We start from the raw sequence: 18,535 nt of genomic DNA, 5'->3' as shown, positions 1-18,535 counted from the left end.
TATCCTCAATTCGCTTTTACTCAATTTACTATCCTTTCTTGATTTCACCTGATGACATAAAGATCGCTTTGGTGTAATTAAATGTAATCACTTGATTGGCCTCGCGACCCGTCTTGATTTCTTGCTTGCCATCAGGCCAAAATACCACGATAGAGTCAGCTCGAGAAGCTGTTCCTAAACCAAAGCTCATGAGGTAGTCTACTGACGACTGATATCCTCTTGTCGGAAATTGTTCCTGCAGCTGGAATCCATCGGCAGTAATTACTTTTACCTTGGCCCCTATGCCAAAAGGATTGCGTTCAGGCCCTTTTAGTCTTACTTGCAAATACTTAAACCCCGGAACCGAGGCCGAATTATTTCTCAAAATCATCGCTTCCATATCTATATTGTTTAGTATCAAATCTATGTCTCCATCAAGATCCAGATCCGCAAATGCAGCACCATTAGAAAAAGTAGGTGGTAGGTTTTCAATGCTAGTACTATCTGTGAATTGCAAATTGCCTTGATTCAAAAACAATTTATTTTTAACCAGTCGTTGAGGAGTTTTAGCGATAAGTTCATTCATTAAATCCTTGTAATTTTCGCCATTTACATGCGCTGACTCTACCCTCTTCTTTTTAAAAATTCTGTAGTCATTATTTCTAAAGTCTCGCTTGAGTCCGTTCGTTACAAATACATCTTTCAGACCATCTCCGTTCAAGTCGACCAATAGCGGCGCCCAGCTCCAGTCTGTAGATGATAGCCCGGAAAATTGTGCGATCTCGCTAAAAAAGGGCTGCCCGTTTTGCTGGCCCCGATTGAGCTGAAGGGCATTATACATGTATTGGTAATGGAATCCATTCTCGACTGCAAAGTTGAATTTGGCTGGATCCATTCCACTCATACTGGTTTTGATCGCATAGTTGTCTTGAGCAGACATATCCAAAACCAATAGATCTTGTAGCCCATCATTATTGAGATCTGCCATGTCAGTACCCATAGAGAAGTTGGAGGTGTGAGCTGTAGCAGATTTGGATATCTCTTCGAAACCTTGATGCACGCCATTTTCTATTCCTTGATTCAGATACATATAATCATGCTCCATGTAGTCGTTACCGACATAGATATCAGGCCATCCGTCGTTGTTTAGATCTCCTACGGACACACCCAACCCATAACCAAATTGGTTGGAAATGATACCCGCTGTTTGAGTTACATTTTGATATTTGCCATCTACATTTTCGAACAGTTGATCTCCTGCATATGCGTTTGGAATACGTCTGGCTAATTCTAGATTATTGAGTTTGGACTTGTCAATATTGTGATTGAGCAAGTACATATCCAAATCACCATCCAAATCGAAATCCAAGAACGAAGCTTGGGTACTGTAGCCGGAATGGTCCACCCCATAATAGGATGCTCGTTCGGAAAAAGTCTGGTCTCCATTGTTGATATACAATAGGTTGGCTCTTTTCTCAGCCCCAAATCGGCCAGACTTACACACGTAAATATCAAGCCACCCGTCTGCGTTGACGTCAGCCATGCAGGTGCCTGTAGTCCAACCCTTGGAGCCTTCAACTCCAGCATTAGATGTAATGTCTTCAAATACCAAACTTCCTTTATTCAAGTATAATTTGTTATCGAAAATATTGGAAGTGAAATACAAGTCAGGTAATCCATCATTGTTAATGTCACCTACAGCCACACCTCCTCCATTATAGAAATACTCATAGACATGACTATTCATTTCAGGACCTTCGGGGATTTTGTTTACAAAATCAACGCCCGTATCCTCTACTGATAAACGGCTGAGAAGAAAAGTACTTGGCTGTTCTTTGACACAAGCCCAGAGTCCTAAACTGATCAAGACAATATGTATCCTATTCAGACCTACCATTGGATGAGTTGAAGGAAGTCTTGATTTTTACCCACCAGCATCGATTTAGCATTGCCGACTTCAATCGTTTTTATGACTTTGGTATCGCCTTTTATAAATAGGCCGCTTTCGCTAAATGGTTGGGTTTTAAAATTACCATGACCATCACCCAAAAGCAGCAGTCCATAGCCAGCATCATTGCGCGGCGTTTCCACTTCAGACTGATAAAGGTTACCTGCTAGAACAACATCCAAATTTCCATCTTGATTGAAATCCCTAACTACAAAATCATTGACCGAGGAGAACTGCGCTTCGATCGGGAGTACCTTCATAGCAAATTGACCGTTGCCTAAGTTCTCGATGTATGAGCTGGCAAAATTAGTTGCAGCGTAATGTGTAGACCCTTCTAATGACTCCGATCCATATACCTCTTCAATCGTCGCCGAGCCAAAATCGTGATAGGTCGGAAATTTCTTTTTGATGAAAGGCATTTGGTTGGAAGAGCACTGCCTTCCACGAAGCGGGAATTCTTCCCCATTATTGTAATAACCCAAAACGATATCGAGGTTCCCGCTTTCGTCGAAGTCCTTTGTATACACACTAAATGGCGCTGATTGAGATGCTTTGTATTTGTAGTTGAGGCCAAGGTTGCCCACGACATAATCCATATCTCCATCCTGATCAAAGTCAGCTTGCTCGATGCTAAACCACCAACCGGTTTGATCCAGGATACCTGTATTTTTAATTTCTTCCCATTGCCCATTTGCGCCTGAAAAAAACCTTGGAGCCATCCATTCGCCAACCAGAATCAGATCAGATTCTCCATCATGGTTGAAGTCCGTCCAAACTGCATCGGTGACCATGCCAATCTCCAATAGCTCAGGACATGTATCCTCCGTAATATCAGCGAATCTTCCGCCCTCGTTTCTAAGTAAAATACTCTTGGTAGGTAATGGATACTGACCTGGAACTAGCCTACCACCAACAAACAAATCCAGGTCTCCATCTCGATCGAAGTCGTAAGGTTTAACTTTGCTTCCAGAGATGAAGTTATTAGGCAGCCTAGTTGATTTTGAGAAATTGCCGTTTCCATCATTGATATACAATCTATCCTGCAACCAGGGTGAATTCGCCTCAAACTCGCTGCCTCCACTCACTACATACAAATCCAAATCCTGATCACCGTCAGCATCAAACAAGTCAGCATCCAAGTCTTCAAATTCTTTTTCCCGTTCCCAGAGTTTTGAAACTCTCTTTTTGAAACTACCGTCAGACTGTTGTAAATAGACGCTTCCATGAAGGCCCTTCGCTCCTCCGACATAGAAGTCCTCCAGTCCATCGCCATTCACATCTCCTGTGGCTAAAGCAGGCCCAAACTGGCTCATGCGATGGGGCAGCAAACTTTCCTTTTCAAAATCGTCATATTGATTTTCGATGTGTTGATGTGCGAGTTTGAATTCGCTAGTGACATCCTTGAATTTTGACACACTTGTGTCGGATTTTTTTAGAGAAGCCAATCTGACCAACTTATTGTTCTTCGCTTCAGCATAGAGAACTTTAAGCGTTTGATTGGCCCTAACATTTTCCAGTCGACTGGTTTTTCCATCAGGCCATATGACTCTGACCTGATCTATTCTATCAGCTGACCCCAAACCAAAAATCAACTCCGACGTGACAGAAGACTGGTAGCCGCGGGTTAGGTATTGTTCTTGGTACTGCGACTGTCCAGCGGCTTGTACTTCTACTTTAGCACCGATCCCTAATGGATTCTTTTCTGCTCCAAGTAATCTAATTTTTAGATAATTTTTTTGGGTAGATTGGTTTTCATAAACTTGGGACTGTTCGTCGACATTATTGATTACCAGATCTAAATCGCCATCGTTGTCCAGATCAGCGTATGCGGCTCCAGTAGAGAATGAGGCGTTCGCCAATCCCCATTTTTCAGTGCTGTTTTCAAATTGATGGTTTCCAGTATTTCGGAATAAATAATTAGGAATATGAACTTGAGGAATTCTGTTTATCACTTCGTTCATGAAGGCTATTGTATCTCCGGAACTCCTGGATTCGAATTCCTTCAGGGCTTTTTTGTACCAAATTTTAAAGTCATTATTTGAGTTATCAGCTTTGTAACCATTACTGATGAAGAGGTCTTTATAACCGTCCAAATCAAAATCCGCAAATAGAGTCGTCCAACTCCAACCAGTGTTAGCGATCTGCGCTAGTTGACCAATCTCGCTAAAATGACCATTACCGGCATTCACCTGAAGGGTATTGTACATATACTGATGATGCATGTCATTATCAACCAAGCGATAAAACTGCTCGGGATTCATGCCACTCATACTGGTCTTAATACTGTAATTGTCTTCGGGAGACATCTCGGCTGTAACTAGATCCAAGTAGCCGTCATTACTAAAGTCAGCGATATCGTTGCCCATGGAGAAATTAGATATTTGGCTAGTTTTTTCTTTGATCACTTCATTGAAAGTCCCGTCTTTCTGATTGTAGTACAAGTAATCCGGTTCGGAATAGTCATTGGTCACGAATAGATCTGGCCAACCATCTGCATTGAGGTCTCCTACGGCCACTCCTAGTCCAAAAGAAAGCGGATTACCAATGATTCCTACTTTTTGACCTATGTCTACATATTTTCCATTTCGGTTTTCAAACAGCTGATCTCCACCCAATGGGTGAGTGATATTTCTTACCTCTTTAAAATCCTGGACAGTAGTTTTTTCTATTGGGTGGTTGAGTAGGTAGGCGTCCAGGTCGCCGTCCAAATCAAAATCCAGAAATGCTATCTGAGTAGAATAACTGGATGAATTGAGTCCGTACCCTGCGGCCTGTTCTTTAAAAGTTCCATCCTGCTGATTCACGAACAATTGATTGGCTCTTTTCTCTTCTGAAAGTCTACCCGACTTGCATACATAGATGTCGAGCCAACCATCGGCATTGATATCTATCATCGCTGTGCCAGTACTCCAGGACTTGGAATGGGCTATTCCTGCTTGTTCAGTAATATCATCAAACTGTAAATCTCCTTTGTTTAGATACAGTCGGTCGGGTAAAAGATTGGCGGTAAAAAAAAGGTCAGGTAGGTTATCATTGTTGATATCCCCTACAGCTACACCACCTCCGTTGTAATAATAATCATAGACCATATTGTTCATCATATGGTTGGATGGCAATCGGTTGATAAAATCAACGCCTGATTCTTGGGATGTTGTTTGCCGAAAGAGATTGGAACTGGGTGTTCCTTTAGGCTGACATTGCCAAAACAAAACAAACATTAGCAGAAAATAACTACTTGTTTTAGCAAAAAGCATGAATCGCTGATATGGGGTATCTATCATATTCATTTTCTTGTGTAATTAGAAAGGGCTAGGATGGGTGGCATAACCCATCCCAGCTTCCTTATTCAACTAAATTCTATAATTAGTCAATTAGTGGATTGCTCAGTTTTTCACCCGCTGGTACAGGTAAATAGCTATCACTTGAAACACTGAAGTTGTCCACTCCATCTTTTCCACTGTTGGTTATGGCATCCTCAAGCACATCATTTCCCCAACGTCTGAGGTCATAGAATCGACTTCCTTCCAATGCGAATTCAACTGCTCTTTCATGCATGATAACCTCTCGCACTTGAACCTGAGTTGCTGCCGTTGTATTTGGCATCAACGCTCTTGTTCTTACTTGATTGATCAAAGGAATCGCTTCGGAGGTGCTTCCAGATTCATTGAGCGCCTCAGCTCTCATCAAAAGAATATCGGCATATCTCAATAGTGGCGTATTGATATCAGAAGCTTCGAACCTCGTTGCATCCCAAGGGGCAACATCTCTAAATAAGAACTTTTTCCATCCGAGTTTTGTAGCTCCTGCGCCAAAAACTTCTGCATATGTCAACCCATAGATATCAACATCTGGATCATCAAAGAAAATAGAACCGTATAGTCTGGCATCATACTTCCCTGCATCAGTTGAAATTCTACCTTCTGCTTGCATTTCGTCCAACAAGGCTTGTGTAGGGAGCATAGCTTCCCAACCACCCATTTCAGACGCTGCTACATTGTAGATTCCGGCGTACTCCACCGAGGTACCTCCTACTTCGTTACTAGTAAATGCCAACTCGAAGAGTGTTTCGTTGTTCAATTCATTTGAACCATCAAACAGGGAAGCATAATCAGCTTCTAGCGTATATTCATTCAAGTCTATCACTTGGTTCAAAGTAGCAGCTGCTTCTGCATATTTATGCTGCTCCAGCTGTGCTTTACCCAAGAAGCCTAAAGCAGCACCTCGAGTTGCTCTACCTTTATTGTTATCATCGTAGCTCGTTGGGAGACCGGATGCAGCATCTGACAAATCAGCTTCTACAGCTGCCCAGGCCTCATCTCGGGTAGATAAACCTTTGAATAGTTCTTCTCCGGTTTGAGCTAGAAAATCGAACACTACAATCTCTTCCCAGTTCATCAGCAATCTCATATGAAAGAGTCCTCTCAAAAATTTAGCTTCTGCTAATAACTCATTTCGACGTGCCTCCGGTACTTGATCATCGGTCATCAAGGGCACATTGTGAATCACTTGATTTGCGGTAGAGATCGCAATATATTGTTGTCCCCAATAAGCTGCCATACGGCCATTATCGTCAGTCACTCTATAAGAAGAAAAAGCTTCCTGATCTGGGTAGTTGGCCACTACATCTGCGCCTGCCTTACAAAAATCCGATCTAAAATTATCGATCACATAGACCACCTCCGTGTGGCTCCAGTAGCCGGCATTCAACTGACGGTATGCCGCAGTCAGAGCATCATTGGCGTTTGTTTCATTCTCCCAAAAGGTTTCAGAACTTGTCTGATCCAATGGTACTTTTTCGAGGTCAGATTCATCGCATCCGAAAGCCAAAAATGCCATCGATGCCAATAGTAACCTGTACCAGTTTTTATTATACAATTTCATATTTGTCTTGTTTAGAAGTTTACTTGAAGTCCAACCAACATGGTTTTAATGTTCGGGTAAGTCGCGTAGTCTGTACCTATATTCAATGCAGCATTCGCGTTGTCGGAATCCTCATAGTTAGAATAAGAAGTAGAAATTTCTGGATCAATTCCTGAATAGTTGGTGAAGGTGAACAGGTTCTGACCACTCACGTAAACTCTCACTTTTGACACGCCAATTTTGTCCGTCAACAAGCTTGGAATGGTATATCCGAGTTGAATGTTTCTTACTCTCACATAATTCCCGCTTTCGATGAATCTTGTAGAGTTTCTACTTGCATTCTGATTAGGGTCGCCATAAACTGCTCTAGGAATGTCTGTATCTGTATTACTTGGTGTCCAGGCATTTACTCCACTTGCTAGATGATTTCTGTAATTATCAAAACCTTCATAGTTCTGTCGAACCGCATTGTACAACTTGTGGCCGCTGGCTCCATAAAGTGAGACAGTTAAATCCAATCCTTTGTACTCAGCAGTTAGGTTCAATCCAAAATTGAACTTTGGCATACCTGAACCTGCATAAACAAGATCATCATTATTGAGTACACCATCGCCGTTTACGTCAGAGAAACGTATATCTCCAGGCGCTGCATCTGGCTGTACCAATACTGTGTTTCCGTCGGCATCTGTACCCGTATGTGCATCGACCTCCGCTTGGTCCTGAAAAATTCCGTCTGCCTGATACACAAAAAATGCACCAATTGGGTAACCGAGCTTACTAATATTTGCTGAGGTGCCGTCCAAAGTAGTTGGCCCTCCAAAATACTCATCTCCGTCGCTAACCACCTTAGTGATTTCATTGGAATTGTGAGATACATTACCACTAATAGAATATTGGAAATCACCAATATTTTTTCTGTAAGTCAACTCAAGTTCTATCCCTTTATTAACCGCATCACCTGCATTCACAAAAGGATCCCAGAAGCCTGACGAGGCAGGTAACACCTGAGGGATAATCATATCTTCAGTATTTCTTCGGTAATAGTTGAATTCGCCAATCAAACGATCGGCAAACAATCCGAAGTTTACACCTAAGTTGATAGTAGTTGCAGCTTCCCACTGGAGGGTAGGGTTAGGAAAGGCACGGAATGTACGCCCGAACCCTTGTGTCTCACTTACTCCAAATGGATATCTGTAAGGGCCAGAAGTAAATACAGCAAAGTCATAAGCACCAAGCGCAGCTTCACTTCCTAGTTTACCCCAACTGGCCTTCAATTTCAAGAAACTAATAGCTTCTACATTGAAAAAGGATTCATTAGAAATTTTCCAACCAATAGCTGCAGATGGGAATGTTCCATATCTATTATTGGCTCCAAACCTTGATGAACCATCGCGACGTACAGAAGCTTGAACAAAATATCTGTCTGCAAATGCATAATTCACTCGTCCATATTGAGAAATTCTAGTTACTTCATATCCTGATCCTTCTGCGTTGAAAACTCCACCTGCACCAGCATCGAAGGTATTGAAATCATCCTCATTGAAACCAATCGGTTCTTCTGTACCATCATCTAAGATTTGTTTACCTTCTACAGAAGTTGACATCCAATTTTCTTCTATATCCTGACGAGAAGCCCCTACCATTAATCCGATTGAGTGATCGCCAAAAGTCTTATCGTAATTCATGAAAGCTTCAATATTTCTATTGAGTTCATGATTCGTGCTTTCTTCTAAATAGTGAAATCTAGTTTGTCTCTTATTAGCTACCTGATGCGGTCTAAACCTCGTATAGTTGTCAGTATCTCTGTTATCGATACCGATTCTACCCGTCGCCTTCAACCCATCAATAATATCTACCGTTGCACTGAAGTTTGTTACCAAGTTTTTGATTTTTCTGGTGGCATCCTTATAAGCATTTTCGCCAATTGGATTTTCATGATCAGGCTGATCTGCATAGTCATCGTCAGATATATAACCATAGCCATATTCTTTTGATCCATCGTATACGGGGACAATTGGCATAATCTCATATCCATTGTTGATATTTCCTGTAAAGAAACTATCATCCATTTGGCTGTAGAAAATATTGGCATCCAAAGAAAGCCTACCAACAGTTGTTCCCAATTTAGTTCTGACTTGCTTTTTGTCTCTTTGCTCATCGAGCAGGATACCTTCCCTCTTATTGTAGCTACCAGACAGCATATATTTAGTCTTTTCACTACCACCCCTTACGGTAATGTTGTAATTACTGAATGCTGCATCGCTAAACATCTCGTCCATCCAGTTGGTATTGGCTGCCCAGGGCTGATTGATAAAATCAGGTTCTGTTCTACCACTGTTGTTAGCTACCGCTTGAACAATCTGTGTGTACTCTGAAGCATTAGCAAAGTCTAGGGTGTTTTGAATTTTATCCACACCGTAGAAAGAGCTAAACTCTAATTGTGGTTCACCAGACTCTCCAGACTTGGTAGTAACGATAATCACACCATTGGCCGCCAATGAACCGTAGATAGAAGCTGCTGCCGCGTCTTTCAACACTTCTACACTGGCAATATCATCAGGGTTAATGGCATTAATATCACCCTGTAGTCCATCTACAATCACCAAAGGATTGGTACCATTAACTGATCGCAATCCACGAATGGTTATCCGAGTATTGGCGGTAGGACCACCGCTCCCTTTGATAATGTTGACACCAGCCATCTGACCTTGAAGGGCATCTACTGGGGAGTTGGAACTAAACTTTCGGATTTCGTCACCTTTCACTGAAGATATAGCACCTGTCAGGTCACTTTTCTTCTGTGTACCATAGCCAACGACTACTACCTCTCCCAACTGCTGAATATCTTCATCAAGAGAAATGTCGATCGTGCTTCTTGAGCCTACAGCTATTTCCTGCGAAACAAATCCTATAGAACTAAAAACCAGTGAAGCACCAGTCTCAACTTCTATTCTATACGCACCATCCAGATCTGTGATGGTTCCTTCTGTAGTCCCTTTGACTACGACATTCACTCCCGGCAATCTCTGTCCATCCGTAGAGGAAGTGATTGTTCCGGACACACTACTTGTTTGTGCAAGCGTGCTGAAGCTCAAAAAGCTGAGCCCCAACAGGAGCATCAATAGCTTTTGATTCTTTTGTAAACAATTCATCATACTTTATTAATTATGTTTTTAAATGGGTCTGTGAAAATGAAACTCAGTGTCTCATTTTTCTTAACTAACATGAATCAAAAGTATGTTTAATAAACGTCCATTTGACATTTATTACCCCTACACTGCCCCTACATATCTTGGAAATAGCCCCTACACAGCATGCATACGACCAGTATTCTACTGGCTGGCGGTAATAAAGTATCAGTTTGGTGTTTGAGATTTAAATATTCTGAAGGAATTCAGAAAAATTGACAGCGCTGTCGATACCCATTTTCTTTCTTAATCTGGAGCGACCCACCTCTACAGATTTAAGAGAAACATTGTTAAGTGCGGCGATTTCTTTATTCGATAGGTTTAACCTTATTTGGGAAGATAGCTTCTTATCGTGATCTGTTAGGTCTGGAAATTTTTCTGCAAGCTTGAATAAGAAATCCTGATGCACCAATTCGGTATGATTGTAAAACTCTTCTAAATCATGATTGATGTCGAGACGTTGCTTGAAAGATTTGATTGCGGATTCCACATGTGATTTATCAAAATCTGCTTTTTCAATACTCGTCAGTTGCTCTATAAACTCATTGAATAGTTCATTCTTTTGAGCGATATGCATCGCAAAAGTGGTAAGCTCTTTGTTCTTAAAGTCCAGCTCGTTCTTGAGTCGTTCCTGACTTAATTTGCTCTTTTCTAATTCCGCATCGGTCAACGCCTGTTTGGTTTCTAAGATTAGTTTGTTTTTTCTATACGAACTTCGCAACCGGCCGCCTAAAAGTATTCCAAACAATATCAAACCAACCAGACCACCTATGAGCATATTTCTTCTCATGTTGGATAGTTGCTTCTCCTGCTCCAACAACTGAATTTCGGCTTCTTTTCTTTGCATCTCATAATCCACTCGAAGCTCCATTAGTGCATAACTTTTTTCTTCAGATAAAATACTTTCTCGTAAATCATTGAACTGCTGCATAGCATCCAACGATTTCTTAAAATCTCTTTTTGCAGCATATAAAATTGACCTCGCCTGAAGGTTTTCCATTAACAACACTGGCTTATCAGCCAAAACACTGCGGTCTATGATATTCTTTGCGCTATCCAATAAAACCTCAGCTTGTCGATAGTCATTCAAATCCAAATAAGCATTCGCCATTCTGTTGAGACTTTCTGCAAACAAATCCATATCATCGATCTGTTCATTGAGTTTCAATGACCTTTGTAAGTAATCAATGGCCTGTTGATTGCTACCTAGTTTTTGATAGCAAGCGCCTATATTACTCAGCACTACACTGACGCGATGATCATTTCCTGAAGAATCCTCTATTTCCAAAGCTCTTTCCAGATAAGACAATGCTGCCTGATAACTCTGCTTTTGCATGTAGACTAAACCTAATCCATTGAGCGCATTGCCAATGCGACTAACATCTTCCAGTTCTTCATAAAGTTTCAGTGATTCTTTGTGATACTGGAGTGATAGGTCAGTGTTTTCCATATCGTAGTACAACCAGCCAATAGTACGCAGTATAAAGGCCAATGCCGGCACATCATCAGATTGCTGTCTTAAGTCAAGACACTTGAGCCCAAAATCAAGTGCTTTTACATAATCATCCTTGTACAAATAGCCTTGACAAAGGTTTAGGTAGGCGTAACTCAACTGGGCATTATTTCCTTCATCTTGCGCTATTTTCAGGGCTTCATAAGCATGCTCCAGTGTTTGATTTGGGTCTCTACCCCAATACAATTCAGCCAAATAATTTAGGGATTTTAGTTTGGACTTCGGATTGGAAGCAGATTCCACCGCCTGCCTTACACTATCTATTTCATCATTGCCAAAACAAGAATAGCTACAATGGAAGACGAATAGATAAAACAAAAACCAATACTTTCTCATATCACATAAAGCTGCAAACAAATCTGTGCATTAATGAGATGTAATACAAAATTTCACCTTGGGCATTACCAAGACTTCACTTTTATGACGAAATGGGCAAATATTATATCAGTCGGTAAAGCAAAACTGAAAAAACTACACCTTTTTTTTAGCTGATTTGATGGACTCGACTAGTACGGCAATTGATATAAGGAAACCTCCTATCCAAACATTGCCTTGTGGAATTTCTTCCAGAAACAAAAAGCCCAATCCAATACCAATGAGAGGAGTTAACGTACTCAGAATACTGATTACGGTAATGGAGAAATTTTTAAATGACACGACGAATAGCGTATGGCCAATGGCAGTCGTAAATAGTCCTAACGCTAATAGTTTCCACCAATCGAGCACAATCGCATCCAATTGCGTGGTGATGTCTCCCAAAAAGAAAACAGGACAAAGTAAAACAGACAGTCCCACTACTTGCATAAACATCAAAGTGATACCTGAATGGTTTTGCACGTGAAGTTTTAACAAAATATTTCGAAATGAATAGGCTATTGACACAATACCTATAACGACACCTAAGGTGACATCATTAGTCAAATCGAAATCAGGCACCAAAAAGAAAACCCCAATAAAAGCTACGAAAGAAAGACCAATGTCCATAAGCTTGAGCTTAGACTTTACAATGATAGGTTCTAAAATGGCAGTAAAAACCGGATAGGTAAATAAGGAAAGCATGCCTATAGCTACACTTGAATAATGTAAGGCATAAAAGTAGGTGACCCAGTGCAGGCCAAACAGGATAGTACTAAACAAAACTATCATACGAGCCTTGGGTTCTTGAACCCACAGTGGAAGTTTCAAAAACTTCAACACAACCCCTAGTGCCACTCCGGAAATCACGCATCGGACCCAAATAGCAAGTTCAGGTGAAACATTCATTGCCCTTGCGAGCACACCTGAGGTACTCATTACAATGATGGCCAATATGAGCTGGAAGAAGTAGCTTTTGGATTGATTCACAGAAACAGATATTAAATTAAGAAGTGAACTTAGTGCATGTTCCCTTAACTGTGAAATATCTAATTCCTGAATTGATTAAATAAATATTGTTTAATGAATACAAAACCTATTCGGACGCCCAGGAAAGGGCAGTTAGAAGGGACTCCGCTTCTTCTGGACAAAGTTTTTCCTTAGCATGAAATGTCAATACCCGATCCGCTTGAAGCCCATTTTTCTTTTCCTTAGAGACCTTTGGGTCGATGAGAATGGTAATTACTGCCTGAGGTTGAAGATTGAAGTTTACTGTACGACCTTTATACAAAACCTTTTGAACCTGCACTTTTATTGTTTTTCCTGGCACCTTACACGCCAGTTGATCTGATGATATTTCAAGGATGACTCCCGTAAATTTCACCATATCAGGACTCTGGGTCAATCTATGATTTGCGTTTGATTGTGTATGACTAATAAATGAGATCAAAAGAAATACCAAGCAAACTATTTTCTTCGTAAGCATATTTTTAAGAATAGTCGCATGCACAAATAGTGCATGCGACTATTATCACTGATTTACTTTTTTACAATTCTAAATGATTGGCTCACACGAGGACCATTCAATTTAACCATATAGATACCCGCAGGTTGATTAAATGCATCCCAACGAAATTCAGTCTTCGTATCAATATCTCTCACCTGATGTACTAACCTACCTGAAGTATTGTATACACTCATATTTATAATAGGTGCAATTTCATCTGAACCACCCATTTCAATACTAAAAGTAAACTCACCAGTAGAAGGATTGGGGTAAACTAAGGATCTCACTTCCATGTCCAAATCTACCAATGGCCCATTTTCAGTAGTTCTTGCTGAAGCAGGGTCCAAAGTCGAAGGTACGATCGATCCAAAGACCTGAAATACCTGATCCAGTGGTGGTCTTCCGAAAGCCACCGATACATCCGTCCAATCGGTTGATCCAGTTCCGAACAGATCAAATTGATCTAAAAATTGAGGCTCTTGCCCTACTCCTCCATTCTGCGAAGTCCAAAACCATTGCGTTGCAGATGGATTGAATGGCAGGTTGGCATAAACAGAAAGCCAATAAGTTCCACTTTCTAAATGCACTTCTTCTGGTAAGGTTAAATTAAGATTGGCATCTAGAGGATCTGAATCCGGTACTATTTCATCACTCATGTATAAAACATCACCAGGGTTGCCCAAGGTATCCTTATAGATCACAACAGTTGCACTGGTGAAAGTTGGTGAATTATTAGCTCCTCCGAAAGCAAGAATATTGCTGATATCCCAACTGTCTCCAGCTGGAACTACAAAATCATCCGCAGTTTGAGCAATTGCTCCAAAATCCACAAAGTTTTGAGAAGGCAATGAGGAAACTCCAGCACCAAGTTGTTCATAAAGCGTAGGTTTAGATATGAATACCGTAAAACCTTCTGCAACCTGTTCTCCACCTGCTGTAGCAATCAACCCAATGGTAGCCGAACCCAATGTATCAGCGGCAAACGACAAGGTTAGACTATTGCCATTATCGGTAACAGTCACTAAACCGGGATTAGAATTAGTTAAGGTGACATCTATATGTCTACCCCTTGAATGCACAAACAAGTCCTCAATATCAACAGTAACATCGGCACTATTTTCATCCACCTTCAAATCTTCAAGCAAATAGGCAACAGAAAGTTTCGACTTAGGTAATGGGTTAAATATGATTGGGAACTTTGCACTAAACAGCCCATTTCCATGAGCAGCTACAGCTACAAATCCGTCTTTTCTGGTCTTCACTTCATCAGCTACAGCGTGTCCAATTACAAATGGTTCTTTATACCATCTGGTGTTATTTCCATTCAACCGAAGCGTATAATAAAGTCCAGTACTGGTTGCCGCAAATACTTTTTGAAATCTTGAACCAAAACGAGAGTTACTTCCACCGAAAAAAGCTGTACTTCTTACAGAAGGTCCATTACCGGTACCATCTTCATTTTCTTCCAAATTACCACTAATATTTGTCCACGTCTCACCCGCATCGTTCGTCAAGAACAAGCTCTGCACTCCATAATTTGAGAAAGTAATAATAACTCTATCCGAATTTGATGGGTCAACAGAAATGTCGTTGACATATCCAGGAGGTAAATCTTTTCCTGTTGTTACATCAACCGCAGGCTGATTGTCCAAGTTGGCATTATCCATTCTGTAAACACCTCCACTATTAGTACCATAATATAATCTGTTAGCCATCGGGTAAGTAGACACATCCAATGAAGTAATGGTCGTGCCTGCTGGTGTATCTGAGTTAGGCAGATTAACCCAATTTACTGTGGTAGTTGCATTGCTAAATAGAGGAATTCCATCCAAATCATTATTTCTCCAAATTCTATTACCATCAGGCAAATACATGATGTTGTCATTATGCGGATCCAATACAAAAGGAGCAACAAAGTCCAAATTATTTGCGCCCGCTGGTTTTACTCTTGTGAATGATTCAAATTCACCTAGACTATCAAAGTTGAGTCTATATATGTTTCCAAATTGAGAAGACACATATCTGGTATCTCCTCCATCAGCGATCGCATTGTACGAACCATCACCTCCAAAATCCTCAATCCAAGGCTCAGTTTTATCTGTTGAAGAAGTAAACCAAGTCCCATTATCTTGAAATCCTGCCAATAGGTCATCACTATTAGGCTCTGGGTCAAAGGCTACTGCATATGGCTGTGTAGTTATATAACCGTTATTTAATGAAGTCCAATCCACTGGCTCTGCAGCTGAAATAGAAGTAGTGATGTCTTCCGCAAGAAAAACCCCACCGTCAGTCCCAGAAAGTACTTTGTTCGGATTTGATGGATAAAACACCAGCTCATGATGATCTGGATGCTGGTCAGGGTACACGCTTATATTGTTAATTGGGGAATATCCTGCAATCCAACTTTCTTGTCCCGCGGGTGTAGTAAATCCTGTTGTCGACCGATACAGATTAGTCCCTCCCACAAAAACGATATTCGAATCACCAGGATGAACTTTAATAACCATATTATAGCCTCCCTGAAAATTCAAATCACCAACAGGACCTCCGATGCTGATCGGCAAGTTGGCACTTAAGTTTGTCCAGGCTGCCGCTGTAGTGTCTGCCGCATTGTAGCGATATAAACCTTGTGGGCCGAGTTCATCATGATTTAAGAAATATACCTTGTTTTCATTTGATGGATCAATTCCCATGACGGTTCTTCCAAAGAATGTAGGAAAGTTAGATGGTGTAATGCTCGTCCAATTGTCACCATCCATGGAGGTAAAAAGGCCGGCATTTGGAACTCCACTGTAGTCTACGGTAGCATAAATTTTTCCAAACGACGTGATTGCCACTTCAGTTCTAGCATCAAATCCTCCCGTTAAGACTTCCTCAAAAGTACTTCCTCCATCTTTAGACCGGTGAACTCCATTGAAAGTAGCAACGTACAAATCTCCGTTGATTGGATTAATAACAATCGAATTAGTAATATCAAAAGGCCCATAAGATCCGATAGCATCATCATCGGTTGCAGATAAAAGCCTCCAAGACCTTCCTCCATTAACTGATTTGTAAACACCAGTACCAGAATAAAAGGCTCCTCCTTCACTTGCAGAATTACCAGAACGCTCCCCTGTACCATAGTACCAAATGTGATGCTTTCCAGGTCGCGGATCTTGCACTATACATGTAATACTTGGCGCGTGTCTTCTAGAAGTCACTTTGTACCAGCTCGCACCAGCATCCGTTGACCGCCATAATCCTCCAGAAACTCCTCCGGCAAGAATTACATTTTCATTGGTGATGTCTATAGCCAGAGCTCGGGTTCGCCCACCAACATTAAATGGCCCCCTATTGCTCCAGTAAGAATACTGACGAAATCTCCCACCATCCTGACTGGCAGAATTTTTGAGGTCAGTGCCTTCGGCGATATGGTCCGCAAATTTCTGCTCAAGTTCTGAAATTCCTCGAGGAATATCTCCAGTATATGGATTTCGGGTACGATTGTACTCAAAAGTAAATCTATCAGTAGCACGATCACCCACAGCAGTTGGTTTGCTTTCTACTGAGCCAGTTCTGCTATCAAAAAGTTTGGATTGCTTGTAGAGCGCATGACCTCTCGGTTGTTCGTCGGCCTGTGTCTTCAATGATTGTCCTTTTGCCAAATTAAATACGCATAACATGGCCAGGGCGAACATGCCCCTCCTGAGGTTAGGTTTCTGATACATGGTTAAGTTGTTTTAAGCTAAGAAAGGCATCAATCTAATCCTCTCTTAAATTACTTTTAAAAAAATTGAATAATTAGTTTCACCTCGAAAGTACAAAATTACTGGTTAATACAAAAAATGTATCAGTTGATGCAAAAATTCGACTACTTCAACTTAAAGCATACTTGTTCCAAGGCAGGCTCCGCTCTTTCTTCACCAAGGTCATAGGCTGTACGTAGTGATTGACAAGCCTCTTCATCTTTTTTTGCTTTCATGTATGCCAAGCCCATATTATAATAAACCACACCATCTCCAGTTTCAGACCTCAGATAGCGCTGATAGTAGGTAACGGCCTGAGGATAGTTTTTTAGCTCTTGATATGAATTTCCAATAAGCACAAAGTTTCTCACCAATGTATTATCAGTATAGACTGAGGTTTCAAAATCTTTAATCGCGGCTTTGTGTCTATCTAATTTGGCCTTTACCATACCTCTGTTCATTAGGTCATTCGCATTGTCGCGCTTGATCATCAAAGCAGAATCGTAATCCATTAAAGCCTCCTCATATTTTCCTTTCTGATATTTCTCAAAGGCTCGTCTAGAATAAGCCATCGCAAAGTCTCCTACACCGTAAAGAATTTTATTGATCTCATCTTTTTCTTTATCATCTACTAAAAAACTAAGATTATAAAGTGCCAGTCTATGATACTGATCTATCTCCAGTGCACTTCTAAAATCCCTTTCAGCTCCTTCCTTGTCCTCCTTACTTAGCCTAAAAAGCCCTCTCTGAACGTAATAATTCGGCTCATGATTGTTGAGTTCGATGGCCTTGTCAAAATCTAATCTTGTAGGTGTATTGAAACCCATTTGTTCATAGGTTAAAGCCCTAGCCAGATACACATCCGCTTTCATATCTTCCAAAGTAGCAATACCAGAGAAAATCATCTCGCCCTTTTCGTCATAGGAAGCTCCCTTGAAAACAATGGCTTGAGTTTCAAAGGTCTCTACATTGTTAATCAAAAAAGTAAAATCTTGAGCAGCCTGCTTATAGTTTTTCTGTTTGTGGTAGATTAATGCCTTTTTAAAAATTGCGGTGTAGTTCTCTGGGTCCACGCGTAGTGCAGCTTCAAAGTCGGTAAGTGCACCAATATCATTGCCAGCAAGCTCCTTGGCTTGTCCTCTCGAAAAAAAATATTCGGTAGACCCTCCGTACAAGCGAAGCGCACTATCATAATACAGCACTGCTAGCTCAAATTGCCCTCGACTACCTGCCTGATTTCCCTGTTGGTAATATTCCTCTGCTATTCTTTTTCGTTCTGCCGGACTGGCATTAATATCCATTCTCTGGGCAAGCCCCTGAGTTGTGAAAGCAATCATTAACATCCATAGCCATTGGTGTGTTTTTTGCATTCTCATTGTAATAGTGTCAATCTTTCAAATATGCTTCATTGTCAGTTCGAAATAAGCCCATAGCTTCTATTCAAACCGTGAATTGAGG

Annotated in this window: 9 protein-coding genes; all 9 read right to left on the bottom strand. The window is 41.0% G+C overall.

Translation table 11 applies throughout. The annotated features are described in order from the left end of the window. Window positions 1-28 precede the first annotated feature (28 nt). Window positions 29-1,876, bottom strand: coding sequence for a CRTAC1 family protein (locus ACO6S2_RS07830; protein ID WP_422361943.1), 1,848 nt, complete (start codon window positions 1,874-1,876; stop codon window positions 29-31). Then, entirely contained in the window at window positions 1,870-5,214 is a 3,345-nt protein-coding gene (locus tag ACO6S2_RS07825; protein ID WP_422361942.1) for an FG-GAP-like repeat-containing protein, read from the bottom strand. Before ACO6S2_RS07825 ends, ACO6S2_RS07830 begins: the two co-directional genes overlap by 7 nt. A 76-nt stretch (window positions 5,215-5,290) precedes the next feature. Then, window positions 5,291-6,808 carry a RagB/SusD family nutrient uptake outer membrane protein gene (locus ACO6S2_RS07820; RefSeq protein WP_422361941.1) on the bottom strand — a complete coding sequence of 506 codons (1,518 nt, stop codon included), beginning with the start codon at window positions 6,806-6,808 and terminating at the stop codon, window positions 5,291-5,293. Window positions 6,809-6,819: 11 nt separating this feature from the next. After that, window positions 6,820-9,942: a SusC/RagA family TonB-linked outer membrane protein gene (locus tag ACO6S2_RS07815; RefSeq protein ID WP_422361940.1), complete on the bottom strand. Its 3,123-nt coding sequence runs from the start codon at window positions 9,940-9,942 to the stop codon at window positions 6,820-6,822. A 220-nt stretch (window positions 9,943-10,162) separates the two neighbouring features. Next, complete coding sequence (locus ACO6S2_RS07810; RefSeq protein WP_422361939.1) at window positions 10,163-11,824, bottom strand: tetratricopeptide repeat protein; 1,662 nt, start codon at window positions 11,822-11,824, stop codon at window positions 10,163-10,165. A gap of 135 nt (window positions 11,825-11,959) precedes the next feature. Continuing rightward, the gene (locus ACO6S2_RS07805; protein WP_422361938.1) at window positions 11,960-12,832 is read right to left on the bottom strand and encodes a DMT family transporter; all 873 of its coding nucleotides are present in this window, start codon (window positions 12,830-12,832) and stop codon (window positions 11,960-11,962) included. Between the two features lie 106 nt (window positions 12,833-12,938). After that, on the bottom strand, window positions 12,939-13,247 hold the full coding sequence (locus ACO6S2_RS07800) for a hypothetical protein (protein WP_422361937.1): 309 nt from the start codon (window positions 13,245-13,247) through the stop codon (window positions 12,939-12,941). A gap of 134 nt (window positions 13,248-13,381) precedes the next feature. Beyond that, entirely contained in the window at window positions 13,382-17,059 is a 3,678-nt protein-coding gene (locus tag ACO6S2_RS07795) for a T9SS type A sorting domain-containing protein (RefSeq protein ID WP_422361936.1), read from the bottom strand. Window positions 17,060-17,202: 143 nt separating this feature from the next. Then, window positions 17,203-18,447, bottom strand: a complete 1,245-nt coding sequence (locus ACO6S2_RS07790) for a tetratricopeptide repeat protein (RefSeq protein ID WP_422361935.1) — start codon at window positions 18,445-18,447, stop codon at window positions 17,203-17,205. Window positions 18,448-18,535 lie beyond the last annotated feature (88 nt).

The sequence above is a fragment of the Reichenbachiella sp. genome (assembly GCF_965233835.1).
Classification (GTDB): Bacteria; Bacteroidota; Bacteroidia; order Cytophagales; family Cyclobacteriaceae; genus Reichenbachiella.
This window is presented reverse-complemented; position numbering and strand designations above follow the sequence as displayed.

Bases quoted from the DNA above. Each gene is read 5' to 3' on its own strand.
- ACO6S2_RS07830 (WP_422361943.1), bottom strand. From the start codon at position 1,876: ATGGTAGGTCTGAATAGGATACATATTGTCTTGATCAGTTTAGGACTC.
- ACO6S2_RS07825 (WP_422361942.1), bottom strand. From the start codon at position 5,214: ATGAATATGATAGATACCCCATATCAGCGATTCATGCTTTTTGCTAAA.
- ACO6S2_RS07820 (WP_422361941.1), bottom strand. From the start codon at position 6,808: ATGAAATTGTATAATAAAAACTGGTACAGGTTACTATTGGCATCGATG.
- ACO6S2_RS07815 (WP_422361940.1), bottom strand. From the start codon at position 9,942: ATGATGAATTGTTTACAAAAGAATCAAAAGCTATTGATGCTCCTGTTG.
- ACO6S2_RS07810 (WP_422361939.1), bottom strand. From the start codon at position 11,824: ATGAGAAAGTATTGGTTTTTGTTTTATCTATTCGTCTTCCATTGTAGC.
- ACO6S2_RS07795 (WP_422361936.1), bottom strand. From the start codon at position 17,059: ATGTATCAGAAACCTAACCTCAGGAGGGGCATGTTCGCCCTGGCCATG.
- ACO6S2_RS07790 (WP_422361935.1), bottom strand. From the start codon at position 18,447: ATGCAAAAAACACACCAATGGCTATGGATGTTAATGATTGCTTTCACA.